The following is a 14,678-nucleotide window of genomic DNA, read 5'->3' as shown; positions in this document are numbered from 1 at the left end:
TTCTCCTCAGGCGGCGCGGCCGGCGAACAGGCCCTGCGGTCGCACCGACAGGATGATCACAAGCAGCAGGAAAGCGATGATGTCCTTGTAGTCGGTGGAGATGTAGAAGCCACCAAAGCTCTCGGCCATACCGATGATCAGGCCACCGACAATGGCGCCGGGAATGCTGCCCATGCCGCCGAGAATGATGATCACGAAGGCCTTGGTGATCACGAGGTTGCCCATGCTCGGATACACCAGGTTGATCGGCGCATAGAGCGTGGCGGCAATCGCCGCCAGCGCGCCCGAGATGGCGAACACCAGCGGCGTGACGCGCGTGGCATCGATGCCGACGAGCGCCGCGCCTTCGCGGTTCTGGGCCATCGCCATGATCGTGGAGCCGGTGACGGTGCGCGTGAGGAACAGATGCAGCAGCACCATCAGGGCGAACGCGGCGACGATGATCAGCACACGCTGCATCGGCGCGGTGAGGCCAAAGATGTCGACCATCTGGCCATATGGCGTGGGCATGCGGTGGAAGTCCGCGCCCCACAGCGCCTGGGCACCGGCTTCAAGAAACAGCAGGATGCCGATAGCGGCGATCATGTCGTGGATTTCGGGTGCGTTGCGCAGCGGATGAAAGACCAGTCGGTCCGCCAGCATCGACAGCACGGCCACCACCGCGGCAGCGGCGAGCATGGCGAGCCAATAGTTGAGGCCGAGCGTGGTCATGGCGTAGTACGACACATAGGCGCCGGCCATGTACAACGCGCCGTGCGCGAAGTTCGGCACGTGCAGGATGCCGTATACAAGGGTCAACCCCAATGCGACCAGGCTGTAGACGCCACCCAGGGTCAGGCCATTGAGGAACTGCTGGAAAAACAGTGCCATGCGTTGTCTCCTTGCGTTGGTGTGCCGTGAGGCACCCGCGCTGTCTCGGACGCCGTGACGAGTTCTCGCACGGTCGTTCTTTTTCGGCGACTTTGCATAGCGTTTGATCGAGCGTCAAGCGATCGGGCGTAGTATTCCGCTGCGCGAAATAGAGCGGCCGCATGGCGCCGTGAAGCGTCCGTATATTCCCTGATTTCAGCGTGCAAGCCGCTCTGCAGCGCGGAACACGGGGCATATTTGCCGCGCGTATGACCCCCAATGTTTCGCAAGATTGCTTGGTGGCGCGCATTGGACGAGGCCGAAATGCGATACGCGGACGACATTGTTGTCGGTTTCGGCAAGGCGTTATGACGCCAAACGGTTCAAGCGGGACATGCGGCAACGACTGGGCCAGCTTGCACTTGGGTGTTGTGCGGTTCACCGCCAAACACCTGAGGCAGGAGCCCGGCGCGCGAATTGCGCACGCCGGGATCTGTACGGGGGCTGCCGGGTAAGAGGAATACCTACCGCGACAAAGCCATCGATCTGGCCGAAAGATAGCCCGCCGCAAGGGCCGAGCGGGTGCTCCGTATGCTTGTCTTCTAGAGATACGGGCGGCATGTTCACCTAGAGCGTTTCCGCGCCCACAACCAGCGGCTGCCTAACCACGAGTGCTGGCGGCACCGGCTGCCACGCCGGCCTGGCGCGCGTGCTTTCGTGCCGCGCTTTGCGCGCTCGCCCCCTGCGGACTTCCATCCCCGAGTCTACGGCCCGGCTCCTAGATCCGGACCTGCGCGCTGCGCTTGCGTGGGATCTGCGCCGATTGCCGCCGATGGCCTGTCTAGGCCGTCCTCCCTCGCTCATCGCCATGTCCGCGACGGTAGCCCACCGCCGCCCGCCATCAAGGCGCGCCGGGCCGTGTCCTCGCTGCGCTGCGGGCCGCACCAACCCGGCGCTTGTCCCCTTGACGGCGTGCGGCCGCGGGCTTCTGGGCGCCGCGGGCGATGAACTCAGGAAAGACGGTGGCAAAAAGGCCGTTCCGGGTCGTCGCGCCGACCCCACCGGAAAGCCGAAAGGCGGGCTCCGAATCTTGGAATCCGGTGAGTGGTGTTCACAGCAAGCCCTTCAGGAAACCCGTTGTCAGGAACCAGATCATGCAACTCGCATCCCGTTTTGCCTCCCAATCCCCGGCGCTGCGCGCGGACCATCCCCTCTCGGACGACCAGATCCGGGCCGTAGCCCCCTCCATCTATGCGGCCGCGCCGCATGCAAGCCGCTCCGAGCGCTACAGCTACATCCCCACGAGCACGGTGCTGGCTGCGTTGCGAAACAACGGCTTCGCGCCCTTCATGGTGTGCCAGACCCGCGTGCGTTACGCAGAGCGGCGCGACTTCACCAAGCACATGATCCGACTGCGCCATGCGAGCCAGGTCCATGGTGGCGAAGCCAATGAGATCATTTTGCTGAACTCCCACGATGGCACGAGCAGCTACCAGATGCTGGCCGGCATGCTGCGCTTCGTGTGCCAGAACGGGCTGGTCTGTGGTGACACCGTGGCCGACGTACGGGTACCCCACAAGGGCGACGTGACCACTCAGGTCATCGAGGGCGCGTATGCGGTGCTGCGTGGCTTTGATCGGGTGCGGGACGCCCGCGATGCCATGCGCGCCACCGTGCTGGACGCAGGGGAGGCGGATGTCTTTGCCCGCGCGGCACTCGCCCTCAAGTACGACGCGGACAAGCCCGCACCCATCACGACGCGGCAACTTCTGCTACCTCGCCGCGCGGACGACGACCGTGCCGATCTGTGGAGCGTGTTTAACCGCACGCAGGAAAACCTCATCCAGGGCGGGTTGCGCGCCCGCAGCGCGAACGGTCGGCGCCAGACCACGCGCCCCGTGCTAGGCATTGACAACGGCATCCGCCTGAACCGTGCGCTCTGGTTGCTGGCCGATGGCATGCGCCAGTTGAAAGGCTAAGCAACACCTCGCGGACCCGCACCTCCGTGTGGGTCCATCGTCTTGATCCCGATTCGATTATTTTGGAGTGACCGTCATGAATGTCGTAACCCAAGCCAAACCGGGCGCTGCAGGTCTGCAGCGCCCGGTTTCAACGTCCAAATCAAAATTCGCCAAGTCGCCGCCCTAAACCTGGCGACGACTTGGCCGCGCCCTGCGCGTGGCACGGACGTCGGTTCCCACTTTGGCTGGCAAGGTCTGATCGCATTCCGCGGCAGAGGACGGGGCGCACGAGCCGACGCCTCGACTTGTTGCGAACAGGTTCGAATGCGTGCCGTCCTCGGTACCGACGACTCGCAAATTGAGTGCCACGAGGGAAGGATCACCCTTTGGCAGTGCGGCCCAGCGAAGGACCTCTTCCTTGCGGCGCAATCCTGCATGGCCGCCTGCTGCGGCCGGAGCTTCTTCCGTCATCGTTGGGAAGTTGGCCTCGCTCGCGCCAGGGCACAGGCTGACGAAGTCATTTCGCGAGGATTCCGAATTGGCCATGTCTCCTCTCGGGAGAGGCCGGTCCATGCGTCCTTTGGCAGTTGTGCATCCTGGTGGCGGCGCGGCTGACGCCTCGGGCTTAGGGGCCACAACCGTCCGGCGTAAACAATTTCCCCACCGCTGCGCGGATTCCTCGCGGAGCAAATTGTTTTCGCCTCCCGGTCCTTCGCGGAGCTCGGCCGCTATCGCGGTGCAGCCCGCCCGTCCCCCACCGATCGGATCACAACAAGGACGCAATGGCGCGACCTTGGGTAACCCGAAAGGAGAACGCATCATGGCCAACATCGGCACCTTCACCGCTCAAAACGACGGCTTCACCGGCATGCTCCGCACTCTCACGCTCAACGTCAAGGTCAAGTTCCTTCCCAACGACAAGGCGAATGACAACGCCCCTGACTTCCGCCTTCAGGCGGCCGGCGGCTACGACATCGGCGCGGCATGGAAGAAGATCAGTCTGTCTGAGCGGTCCTACTTGTCCGTGACACTGGACGATCCCACGTTCCCGGCGACGGTCTACGCTCGGCTGGTCGAGGGCGACGACGGCGAGCACCAACTGATCTGGTCGCGCAGCAAGCCGGCGGCTTAAACGCCGCGTAGCGTCCCGTCCCAGTGGCGGGGCGCTTTCGTCAATATGCCGAGGTGCCCTATGGCAGGTAACCAGCCGGCGGTGGAGGTCGGCAGCTCTTTGGGCGAGTTCTTTGAGACACGAGCTTCGTACCGTCCGCGGTGCGCCCCGGAACGGCGAAATTAATCACCGGGTTTTACGGGCAGGGGCTGGCTGCTCAGCGAGGCATCCGGCAACGAACTTGATGAAAACGGCGTCTAGTGTGGCCTTGTCTGTGGGGCCAAGTCTATCGAATTCTTCTCGGGTAACGGAGAACGGCCACGAGGCTTTTATCGGTGATGCAGGCTTTCGCTGGGCTCTGGCTGACGGTGCTGAAGCAGGATCCGAACCGAACATCAGGGCTTCTTCGGATAGCTCAAGCAATTGAGCTACTGAGGCCACGCGCGTGCGCTTCGGCGCGATTTCATCGGCAAGCCACTTTCTGACCGTTTCATAGCTGACGCCCGCCTCGTCCGCCAACCACTTTGGCGATTTATTGAGGCGTGTCAATGAGCGACGAATTCTTGTCCCGATCGATTCCATGCTGAAAGAATACAACTTTATGTTGTAAGTCGCAGCACACTAATTTGTTGTATTGCACACGTTTTTGTTGTACGCTACAGCTCAAACTGGAGCTATCGCAATGAGCGCTATTGAACGGTTGGTTGCTGCGAACTGTGGGCCAGTCGCGGTGGCGCGGGCCCTGAACGACATCGTTGCCTATCAGGAGGTTCAGCGATGGGTGAAGCGAGGCTATGCCGCGCCAAAGTACTTCCAGCGGCTAGTGGTTTTGCTTCCCGGGGAGATGACGATTGATGATTTGTTCGCGGATATTCCTTCCGGATTGGCAAGCAAGGGCGGAGGCAAAGCGCAAGCCGCAGCGGGACTCTCACCGCGTTGCACGTCGCTGATTGCAGTCGATGTTGTCGCCATTACCGACTGATCGGGAAATTTCGCGCATTTGAGGCGCATCAAGTGCCTCATCCACTCTTTTGGATGCACTGAACTACTCAGGAGAAAAGTCCATGACTCAACGACTCATCACAATGGAACAGCGCGCGCAATTACTCGCGAACGCCCGGGCATACGCAGTCGGTCATGAGGGTGATGCGGAGCCCGTAGTAAGGCTATTCACCCCAGACGCACACGCGATTTGGTTGCTGGCCGCACTCGATCCGGGTGATGGCGATACGGCCTGGGGTCTGATCGACCTCGGCATCGGCATGCCCGAACTGGGAACGATCAAACTGTCCGATCTGGCTTCAATCGTCGGACCGAAGAAGCGCCCTGTTCTGCGTGACCTGTACTTTCGCGCCACGCGACCCCTGTCGGAATACGTACGATTGGCGCAACGCGACGGATCGATTCCCGATTGAACGACAGGATGACCACGCCGGCCACTGTGTGTTTTTTGATCTCAATCGAGACGTCGACGGTCTGAATCAACGACCCCTTGTGTTGCCTTCGTGCCACCGTATCTGCTCGCTCACGGCACATCGAGAGGGTCAGATCACCAGTTCATCGGTACGACCTTGCGATGGATCTCTACGTTGCTACGCTTGCCTGCGATCCCATCAACCCAAGAGGCAATACACATGACAGCATCGGTGAGACATCTGTCCGAAATCGAATCGTGGAGTGTGAACGACAGCGTGGAGATCCTGCGAAACGAGTTCTCCGCAAAGGGGCTGGTTTTCCTGGAGGGATTTGAAAAGCCTGAGGCGTTGCTGCAGACATTATCCCCCTTGGGTACCGTCTATCACCACAGGGACTCGCTCGCGAACGGCCTGACGCACGTGGCCACATCGGAAGATGACGCGCAAAGCGCAGCAGGCGCTGGAAAACTCGGCTTTACGAAAGACGGCCTGGTTCCCCATACAGACAGGAGTGGCGCGAATGACCCGCCGAATATGCTTGCCTTCTGGATAGAGCGTCCCGCTGCAATCTCTGGCGCTTCCCTATTTGTAGACGGATTTGCACTATTCGAAGTCATGTCCTGTCGCTTTCCCGATGAGTTGGCGGCGCTGTGCAGGCCGAACGCTGCCATTTTCAAATCCGAAACCGGCTATCTCGAATCAAGCGTATTTTCCACTGAGGGCGAACGCCTTCGGATCAGGTTCAGGTTTGACAACATGATGTTTCTTTCACCGGATGCAGCCAAGGCTGTAGACGTCATGCTGCCCGTGATCAGAGAGCTGTCCGCGATCAAGCGCCTGCGTGCAGGTCAGGGCTACCTCATCGACAACTTGAGATGGTTGCATGGCCGTACACATTTCGTTGGTGCGCGGTCGGCATACAGGCTTTTGCTGTCTACCTGCACAAAACCACCCATAAGGAGATAGGCGTTGCTGTTTACTTGCGAAACTTACACATCTGCAGCGGGAAGCTGCAACGAGGATATCGGCGGCTGCGTCAGCAATGCGGCATGGATCCTTGACGGCGCCACCAGCCTGTCGCGCCGGACCGTGCCGGCTAGCAATGGGCAGCACATTTCTGATGCCGCCCACTTTGTTGCCACGCTGTCGGCTGAGTTCCATCGGGGCATTGGAAATGGGCAGGACATTGCGCGAGCGCTCGATAGCTCGCTGCGATCGGTCAGGCAGGACACAGACATCCGGGGCTTCCTCGAGGAGGACTTTGATGTGCCGTCGGCGAGCTTCGCGGCGGTCCAACTGACGGGGCAGTGTCTTCAAGTGGCGAACCTAGGGGACTGCACGATTCTGCTGCAGTCCGATAAGGGGACGATCACGTCGTTTGGGGACTCTGCTGTCCGGCAGTTTGACGCCGCGTTGCTGTCCACCTATCTGGCGCTTAGGCAGAAGGTCTCGGACCGGGGCGCCGTCAGGGAGGCGCTGGTGCCTTTGATTCGTGAGAATCGAGCGAGGATGAATACCCCTGGCGGCTATTGGATCCTCGAGCCCAGAGGGCACGGATTGTCCGAACTGCAGCAGATGGCGATCCGGTTCAGCACTGAGGTGCGGGGTCTTCTCGTGACGGATGGGCTCTACCGAATCGTTGATACCTATCACCTGATGAGTACGGAGGAGTTCTTTGTGGAAGCGTTCAGTGCGTCTGGCCTGGAGCGGTTAGTCAGCCATACCCGGGACGCCGAAACCCTGGATAGTAACGAGACCCGGTGGCCTCGCGTGAAGGCCAGGGACGACGCCACTATCGTAAAATTTGAAATCCAATGAACACGCAAAGTGACGCCAATGCGCAAAGATTCCCGGTTTCCGTAAAAGGTGTGATTCTTGTCGGAGCGCAGGTCATCCTGCTGAAAAATGAGCGGGATGAATGGGAGCTGCCTGGCGGGAAACTGGAGCCGGGCGAAGATATTCTGGAATGCCTTGCCCGTGAAATAGATGAGGAGCTGAATATCCCTGTCCGCGTCGGCTGTCTTCTGGATGCGTGGGTGTACCCAATTCACTCTGTCGAGGTGGTGATATTGACTTACGATTGCCACATCAGCGCGGCTGTCTCTCCGAAGATCAGCCATGAGCATAAGGAGTTGGGGCTCTTCCGAGTGCACCAACTGGACGAGATTCCCCTCCCCGACGGCTACAAGAAAGCGATTCGTGACGCGTTTCGCAAGCAACAGTCAGACGCCGCCCAACTGGCGAGGTATTTGCCCGGAGATGAGCAGCAGTGAGCGCGATTTACCGTCCTGCGAACGAGTCCGGGGCGCTAAGGTAGCCTTTCTCCTTTGTTACTCCTTCGCACATTCCACTGGGAAGCGTGCGTCTCACGATTGCGCGGTCTAACGATTAATGGCGCATGGTTTCTCGGCGCCATCATGCTGTATCACGGTCGCCGCAGCTCACTGTGTCTTTTTTTGTCTTAATCTAGACGTCGGCGGTCTGGATCAACATCCTTGCATTGATCCCGTGCCACTGTGACCCAAATCAACAGGATCGGTTTAGGGCGTTACCTCAAAGTGCCATGCAGTTGCCAAGTCTTCACTCGCAGGGGCGGGTGGAGCAATTTGCGTCAGTTTTAGGGTTCAGCCCTTTAGGCGCGAGGTGGCAACGAATTCGTCTAACAAGGACGTGTCATGGCGATTCGAAGCTTCACACACCGTTATCCCACTGCGGCATATCTCTACCTGTTGCACCAGGACAGCGCTGCACTGGCCTGGGAGTACCTGCGCCGCCATCCCGACTATCAGCAGGACTGGTTGCGCTCACGCGATAGTGCCGAAGCGGCGCGGCGCTGGGGCCTGCGCCTGCTGGAGGATCCGGCATTGGACGCGCGCGATGCGCACCCTATCTGGTTTCCAGACCCCGATGTGGTGATGCAGCTATTTGCAGACACCGACCCGCCGCCTGACGCGCACACCCTCAGTATCTGGAGCATCCCCGGTGACAAGCAGTTGGTTCACGACGGCAAACGTCTGGTGCTGGTCGCTCGCTGGCCCTACCACTGTGTGAGGATGGCGCTCGCTCCGGAACTGAACGACGGCATGGCGTATTGTCATGCCGTTCGTGCTTCTGCCATATCTGACATGCGCTACCGAGTGGCCGCCGCCGAACACCGGAAATTGACGGTGGCTCGCGCAGCAGCTTCATTCGCGGCAGCCCGTCCACGGCCCACGCCCACCGCATTGCTGGACCTGTATACCTTGCAGGCACTCGATGCAACCCTGGCGGGCGCCTCGATGCGCCAAGTTGCCGAAGGGCTGTTCGGCGTCGATGTGGTCACCGCCGGCTGGCATGCCGACAGCGGCCTGCGTTCGCGCTTGCGTCGCCTCGTGCGCCGAGGGAAAAAGCTGATGCGTGGCGGCTATCGTCGCTTGGTGGCATAAGGTCGGCCCAGTTTTCGCCACAACACGGCGACCCTCTGCGGCTCGCGTCGCTTTCCTGAGACTGTCTCTGTCCGGCCGCACGCTGCGGTGGGACCCTCCCAACCGATGGAGATTTACCCAATGCGATCCCATTTCTTGCGGCCCGATGCTGCGCCCCCCATGCTGCAGGCTGCCGACAAGGCCCAGCCGCAACGCTATCTGACCAACGACGAGGCTGCTGAACACCTACGGTTGTCACCGCGTACGCTCGAGAAGCAGCGAGTCCTCGGTGGGGGGCCACGCTTTCGCAAGTTTGGCCGGCGGGTCATGTACGCGGTCGCCGATCTCGACGCGTGGGCAGACCAGCGCAGTTTCGAGGCCACCTCCGACCCGGAATATGCCGAGCATCACGCGGCCGAAAGTCGTGCGCGCTGATCCGGGGCACATCGAGAGCCTTCTTCATGTCCGAGTCATTGCAGGAACGGACGCAGCTCGAGCTTTTTCGTGCACTACCGGGCGACATGGCGCCGCGCGACGTTCAGGATCTGATGGCGAACCCCTTTTTCTCGCTGGCGAAGTCAAGGCGTACTGCACCTATCGACTATCGCGGCGGCGCGGTCACCATCCGTGTGGAAGGGACGCAGCAGCACGGCATCGCCACGATCTGGGACGCAGATATCCTGATCTGGGCGGCCAGCCAGATTATCGAAGCGCGCGACGCTGGCCTGCGTGCATCGCGCCTGATGCACGCCACGCCCTACGAGATCCTGCGTTTCCTTGGACGCGGGGTGTCCTCCCGCGACTATCAGCGCCTGAAGGCGGCGCTCGATCGACTGCAGTCCACAACGGTGGCCACGTCCATCCGCGAAATGTCAGGTCGCCGATTGCATCGATTCTCGTGGATCAACGAGTGGAAGGAACTGGCGGACGCCCGTGGCATACCACGGGGCGTCGAGATGATCCTGCCCGACTGGTTCTACGCAGGCGTGCTCGATGCCTCGCTGGTGCTCACCATCGATCCGGCCTACTTCCGGCTTACCGGTGGCATCGAACGCTGGCTTTATCGCTTGGTACGCAAGCATGCGGGCAGGCAGCGGGAAGGCTGGCAATTCGACTTCCGACATCTGCACCGCAAGTCGGGCAGTGCCGCGAAGTACCGGGACTTTGCGCTGGACCTGCGCGCGGTAGCCGCGCGGCAGCCGTTGCCCGGTTACGTGCTGGACATCGAGCGTCTGCCGGAGACCCGCGTGGAGCGCCTGAGCTTTCGGCCCTTGCCTTTCACGGCATGGGGATAAGTGTGGGAAAAGCGGTGGACAGACTCGTGCTATCAGGCGCGTTCGGACTCGTGCTATCAGGCGCGCTTGCCTCGTGCTATCAGGAGCGCAAACGGGCCGGAAAGCCAATCAGGGCGCGGGTCTTGGTGCCCGTTAACTTAACTAACTTTCTTACTCTAACTAGTAAAAGGTGCGCGCCGCTTCGGTGGACGAGCGCAAGACGGCGCGGTTTGTCCTGGCCGCAGGAGAACACTCAATGATTCCGCAACCCGCCACGGCTGTGGCAATGCCGCCGCCATTTCTTCCGTCATCTCCCCGACCATTCCTCTCGGCCGTCGCCAGCCAGCCCGGCGACACCGACATGGCGTCGATGACCCGCGTTTCGCTTGCGCACATCGACCGGCGTATTCGCCTCTATCTACGCTTCGGTGAGCCGTCGCGCATCGTGCCGCTTGACCGCTGGCTGCGTATTGCGCTGTTCGTGCCCGGCGCGGTGTTCTGCCGAATTCGCTGGCAGGCGAATGCCTCTGGCAAGGTGCGCTGGGAGTTGATGGTGATGCAGGCTTGCATCTCGCGGGTCGAGGGGCAACGTATCGCTGGCGTGCAGCCTGGCGCTGAGTTACTGCTGCATGTGCATGGCGAACCCTCTGTGCGTGCTGTGCTGGCGCAGGTCGATGTCGTCGAGGCGCAAGGCATCGCACCGGCCACCGTTTCGCCGATGTACTGGTGCACGCTTGGTAGCCGGTTGGCGGCCCGGCAGCCGCTGCCTGCCTATACCGCGGCCCGGCACGCCGCCTGGTTGGCAGGCATGCCACTATCGTGACGCCCAGGTCCACTGCCAGGACGCGGCAGGAATCTCGCAAGCGTTGGCCCACGCGCATCGCGCTGGCAGCCCTGTCGGCTGGCGGACTCGCTGCACTGGCCTGGGCCAGTTTCCTGCCACCGGCCCCGCGCTTGATCTACAACCCAACCGCCAGCGTGGCGGTTGGCTGGTACCGGGTCGATCCCCTTCAGCGCGGCATTAACGGGCCGCCACGTCCCGTGGTCGTGAACAGCATTGTGCTGGTTCCGCTACCGACGGAGATCGCCGCACTTGCTGCCCACCGCGGCTACTTGCCAATGCACGTGCCGCTGCTCAAGCGGGTGGGCGCGGTCGCGCCGCATGCGGTGTGTATTGTCGGCGGCATCGTGCGCATCGATGGCGTGCCGGCTGCTGCCGTCATGCCTGCAGACCGGTTGGGTCGACCGCTGCCCTCCTGGCGGCTGTGCCGCCGTCTCGAAGCGGGGGAGTTGTTCCTGTTAAGCCTGACCGACCCGGCATCGTTTGATAGTCGCTATTTCGGCCCGGTGCGCGTCTCCGACTTGCTCGGCGTCGCGCATCCCGTCCGGCTGGACACGCCATCATGATGATTACTGTTTGGCCGCGCAGTATCGCTAGGCCGCTCCTTGTCCGGTCTCACTGCGCAGGGCAAATGAGAGGAAAAAAGCAGTGAGCAAGATAAAAGGTCGAGGCACGCCGGGGGGCGTCACGCCAGTCTGCACGGGGGAGGGCGCGGCACGGCCCTGGCAGCTGCGGCGTGCCGCGAAGCGGCCCAATGCCTTACCGGTCGCGGTGAAACTGTGTGCTGCGCGCGCCTGAATACTCCTGAATGCGCCACCCTTGGTTTGGGGCTACCCATGACACATCGTAATGATACGGAGCAGGACGAACGGTTTCGCATCCGGCCAAGCGCACCAAAGCAGCAAGGCGACAAATTCCTTACCAAGGTGTTGCGCCAGAGCGGAAAAGCTGGCGGCAGGGTGGGCACGGTCGCTGGAAAACCCGACCGAGGCCCGGGTGCCCGGCTCGGGCGCGGACATGTTGCGGCGCGCTTTGCCGGGCGTTCCCTGCCGCCCAATGCGCGGCGTGTCGCCATCAAGATCCGGTTGGTGAAACTGACATGTGTGGGGGCACGTTCGACCGCAGTGCACTTGCGCTATCTCGAGCGGGAAGGCGTCGATCGCCGGGGCGGCGTAGGGCAGGCCTACGGGCCGGAAACAGACGCGGTCGATCTTGACGCGTTCCGAACACGCAGCGAGGGTGATCGGCACCAGTTCCGCATGATCGTCGCCCCAGAGGATGCGGAGCAACTGGACGACCTTCGTACCTATGCCCGGCATTTTGTGCGCAGAATGGAAGCCGACCTCGGCAGCAGGCTGGAATGGGTGGCGGTAGATCACTGGAACACGGATAACCCGCACACACACATTGTCCTGCGCGGCAAGGACGATACGGGCAAGGACCTCATCATTGCCAGAGACTACATCGCCGGAGGAATGCGCCACCGTGCATCGGCGCTGGCCACCGAATGGCTGGGGCCACGGACCGCGCTAGAAATCCAGCGCGCCATGCGACGCGAAATCGATCAGGAGCGCTGGACGCAGTTGGATCGGACCTTGCAGGGTCTGGCCGCCGGCGGCCTAGTGCAGTTGAACAATCTGTCGGACCCGCGGCTGCAGCACCAGCGGCAACTGCTGATCGGTCGTCTGGAGCATCTGACGCGCATGGGCCTCGCAACCGAGCAGCGTCCCGGCGTGTGGGCTCTCCTTGTCGGGGCTGAACCGACGTTGCGGGCCATGGGCGAACGCGGCGATATTGTGCGCACCATGCAGCGCGCCATGTCTGGCCAGCCGCGCGAGTACGCGATATTCCCGGCGGGCAGGGAGGGGCATGAGATCGTCGGCCGCGTTGTGGGCAAAGGGCTGGCTAATGAGCTTTACGACCAGGGCTATCTGCTTGTGGATGGCATCGACGGCAGGGCACACTATGTGGCGCTGCCGTCAGCCGGCATGCTGGAGCGGTACCCGATGGGTGCGGTGGTGGAGGCCAAAAGCACGGCCGGCCAGCGCGCAGTCGACTGCCAGATTGTCGCGCTGGCCGTGAATGGGGTCTACCGCACGGATCAACATATTGCCATTGCGCAGGCCCACGACCCATCTGACCGTGAAACGACAGGCGTAGCGGCGGGCCATGTCCGCAGGCTCGAAGCCTTGCGACGTGATGGTCTTGTGGAGCGCCTGGCGGAGGGCGTCTGGCGGGTGCCGCCGGATCTGGCGGATCTGGCGGAGCGAGGGCGCGAGCGTGATACATGGCGCCTGGAACGTGCTGCAGCCGTGGCACTGCGATCGCACTTGCCGATTGAACGGCAAATAGAGGCGATCGGTGCAACATGGCTGGATCAGCAACTGATTGGTGGAGGGCGGGGATTGGCCGACTTCGGTTTCGGGGCTGAGGCCCAATCCGCCCTGCGCAAGCGCGCCGATGTTCTGGTCGATCGGGGTCTGGCGACACGACACGGGAATCGTATCGTGCTCGCCCGCAATCTGTTGGGTACCCTGTGCGAGCGTGAGCTCGCGAAAGTCGGGCAGGAGACGGCGGCACAAACTGGCTTGGCGCATCGGACCGTTGAAATGGGTCAGCGCGTCTCTGGCGTATACGCGCACGATGTTACGTTATCAAGCGGGCGCTACGCGATGCTGGTCGACGGCGGGGAATTCTGCCTAGTGCCGTGGAAGCGAGTGATTGAGCCGCACCTCGGACGCGCAATCGCCGCAAGGGTGGACGAATTAGGCGTCTCATGGGAGATCGGGCGACAGGTGAGCCGCTAGCGCCTGGGCCGTGGGTCTTGTCGTGAGTCCCGCGCTGGCGGTGCCCAGGTTGCAGTCATGCAAAGGGCTGCGCGACGGCGCCGAAGCCACGTCAGTGGCTCTGGTACTTTGAGGCGGAGTAGGGTACAACTCACCGTCACCGCCTTGAACCTCAAGCTTATCCCCTGCATTGACGATGTCGCTGGCGCCGATGCTGTCCGTCGCTGCGTCACCCTCCGTACGCCGAACGATCCTTCAACCGCCCGTCCAAACCGGCATGCCAGGGGGCGTCAGACGCCCCATTCTGCCCGGCAGTTTTCACGCTTAGAGTGTCGCGTCTAATATGCGCTCACGACGTTGACAATACGTTAGCGATTTGTCGCGCCACGACGTCGCGGACTTGCGACATGACGTTATCTGTTGATGAGGCAACGCGTCACATAGTGATCTACCATCTGCCCCGCATCACTTTGTATCAAAACTAAAACAAACGGAATGGGGTAGTTCAATGCAGTCAAACTTTTGTCGTGGAATGCGGCAGGCTGTCGCTCGCGCTCCGCAAGCGTCCTCCATCACTCTCGCCGTCGCACTACTGTTTCCGGTTGCCGTATCGGCTGCCGAATACCTGGTAGGCAGCGAGGCCGAGCTGCGTGCGGCACTGGCGGCCGCCAGTACCGACGGCGACCCAACGGCCACAATCCGCCTCACTGCCGACATTACTGTCCAGCCTCCTAGCACTTCAACCTTTGTGTCGCCCACCAAGCCGGTCACTCTTGATACGCAGGGCTTTACGTTGACTAGAATTGCCGCCTCCGCCGGGTTTACGTTCTCAGCAACGTCGCCCAGGACATTCAATGGGACTTACATGGGCGGGACAGGCGGCCAGGGCGGCATTGGTCTGACGTTGCTGGGCCCCGGCTCACAGGCGACTATCAATGGCTCGGTCACAGGTGGGGCCTCAACGAATACCGGCGTGAACGGCGGCGTAGGTGTTTCCGCCAACGGTGCCGGCCTGACTATCATCAACAACGGCACGA

General features: G+C 61.8%; 16 protein-coding genes. 13 read left to right on the top strand and 3 right to left on the bottom strand.

The genetic code is table 11. From position 1 onward, the window contains the following. Positions 1–6: 6 nt before the first annotated feature. The gene (locus AC3FLX_RS28220; RefSeq protein WP_488700621.1) at positions 7–870 is read right to left on the bottom strand and encodes a branched-chain amino acid ABC transporter permease; all 864 of its coding nucleotides are present in this window, start codon (positions 868–870) and stop codon (positions 7–9) included. Positions 871–2,003: 1,133 nt separating this feature from the next. Here AC3FLX_RS28220 and AC3FLX_RS28215 point away from each other — a divergent pair. Then, positions 2,004–2,828, top strand: coding sequence for a DUF932 domain-containing protein (locus AC3FLX_RS28215; RefSeq protein WP_488700620.1), 825 nt, complete (start codon positions 2,004–2,006; stop codon positions 2,826–2,828). Positions 2,829–2,993: 165 nt separating this feature from the next. Here the strand turns inward: AC3FLX_RS28215 and AC3FLX_RS28210 are convergent, their stop codons facing one another. Continuing rightward, a complete protein-coding gene (locus AC3FLX_RS28210; protein ID WP_488700619.1) occupies positions 2,994–3,356 on the bottom strand; it encodes a hypothetical protein in 363 nt (120 codons plus the stop codon). A 274-nt stretch (positions 3,357–3,630) separates the two neighbouring features. Here AC3FLX_RS28210 and AC3FLX_RS28205 point away from each other — a divergent pair, with 274 nt between their 5' ends. Then, positions 3,631–3,942 carry a DUF736 domain-containing protein gene (locus AC3FLX_RS28205; RefSeq protein WP_488700618.1) on the top strand — a complete coding sequence of 104 codons (312 nt, stop codon included), beginning with the start codon at positions 3,631–3,633 and terminating at the stop codon, positions 3,940–3,942. A 165-nt stretch (positions 3,943–4,107) separates the two neighbouring features. Here AC3FLX_RS28205 and AC3FLX_RS28200 read toward each other — a convergent pair whose 3' ends face one another. Beyond that, entirely contained in the window at positions 4,108–4,503 is a 396-nt protein-coding gene (locus AC3FLX_RS28200; RefSeq protein WP_488700617.1) for a helix-turn-helix domain-containing protein, read from the bottom strand. 100 nt (positions 4,504–4,603) lie between these two features. On the opposite strand from AC3FLX_RS28200, the gene AC3FLX_RS28195 reads away from it, so the two are divergent. The 11 genes from AC3FLX_RS28195 (at position 4,604) to AC3FLX_RS28145 (ending at position 13,662) form a co-directional block, all read left to right on the top strand. Beyond that, positions 4,604–4,903, top strand: a complete 300-nt coding sequence (locus AC3FLX_RS28195; protein WP_488700616.1) for a hypothetical protein — start codon at positions 4,604–4,606, stop codon at positions 4,901–4,903. A gap of 82 nt (positions 4,904–4,985) precedes the next feature. Beyond that, positions 4,986–5,336, top strand: a complete 351-nt coding sequence (locus AC3FLX_RS28190) for a DUF2958 domain-containing protein (protein WP_488700615.1) — start codon at positions 4,986–4,988, stop codon at positions 5,334–5,336. A 219-nt stretch (positions 5,337–5,555) separates the two neighbouring features. Continuing rightward, positions 5,556–6,302 (top strand): TauD/TfdA family dioxygenase, encoded by a 747-nt coding sequence (locus tag AC3FLX_RS28185; protein WP_488700613.1) that lies wholly within the window; start codon positions 5,556–5,558, stop codon positions 6,300–6,302. A 3-nt stretch (positions 6,303–6,305) separates the two neighbouring features. Further along, positions 6,306–7,154 (top strand): hypothetical protein, encoded by an 849-nt coding sequence (locus AC3FLX_RS28180; RefSeq protein WP_488700612.1) that lies wholly within the window; start codon positions 6,306–6,308, stop codon positions 7,152–7,154. Further along, positions 7,151–7,609 (top strand): NUDIX hydrolase, encoded by a 459-nt coding sequence (locus AC3FLX_RS28175; protein WP_488700610.1) that lies wholly within the window; start codon positions 7,151–7,153, stop codon positions 7,607–7,609. The genes AC3FLX_RS28180 and AC3FLX_RS28175 overlap by 4 nt, the downstream gene beginning before the upstream one ends. Before the next feature lie 402 nt (positions 7,610–8,011). Next, the gene (locus AC3FLX_RS28170) at positions 8,012–8,761 is read left to right on the top strand and encodes a DNA -binding domain-containing protein (RefSeq protein ID WP_488700608.1); all 750 of its coding nucleotides are present in this window, start codon (positions 8,012–8,014) and stop codon (positions 8,759–8,761) included. A 120-nt stretch (positions 8,762–8,881) separates the two neighbouring features. Beyond that, a complete protein-coding gene (locus AC3FLX_RS28165; protein ID WP_488700607.1) occupies positions 8,882–9,175 on the top strand; it encodes a helix-turn-helix transcriptional regulator in 294 nt (97 codons plus the stop codon). Positions 9,176–9,201: 26 nt separating this feature from the next. After that, entirely contained in the window at positions 9,202–10,035 is an 834-nt protein-coding gene (locus tag AC3FLX_RS28160; protein ID WP_488700606.1) for a replication initiator protein A, read from the top strand. A gap of 265 nt (positions 10,036–10,300) precedes the next feature. Further along, positions 10,301–10,837: a DUF2840 domain-containing protein gene (locus AC3FLX_RS28155; RefSeq protein WP_488700676.1), complete on the top strand. Its 537-nt coding sequence runs from the start codon at positions 10,301–10,303 to the stop codon at positions 10,835–10,837. Next, positions 10,834–11,421 (top strand): S26 family signal peptidase, encoded by a 588-nt coding sequence (locus AC3FLX_RS28150; protein ID WP_488700604.1) that lies wholly within the window; start codon positions 10,834–10,836, stop codon positions 11,419–11,421. Before AC3FLX_RS28155 ends, AC3FLX_RS28150 begins: the two co-directional genes overlap by 4 nt. 270 nt (positions 11,422–11,691) lie before the next feature. After that, on the top strand, positions 11,692–13,662 hold the full coding sequence (locus AC3FLX_RS28145) for a DUF3363 domain-containing protein (RefSeq protein ID WP_488700603.1): 1,971 nt from the start codon (positions 11,692–11,694) through the stop codon (positions 13,660–13,662). Positions 13,663–14,678 lie beyond the last annotated feature (1,016 nt).

The sequence above is a fragment of the Cupriavidus sp. 291-E7 genome (genome assembly GCF_057798835.1).
This window is presented reverse-complemented; position numbering and strand designations above follow the sequence as displayed.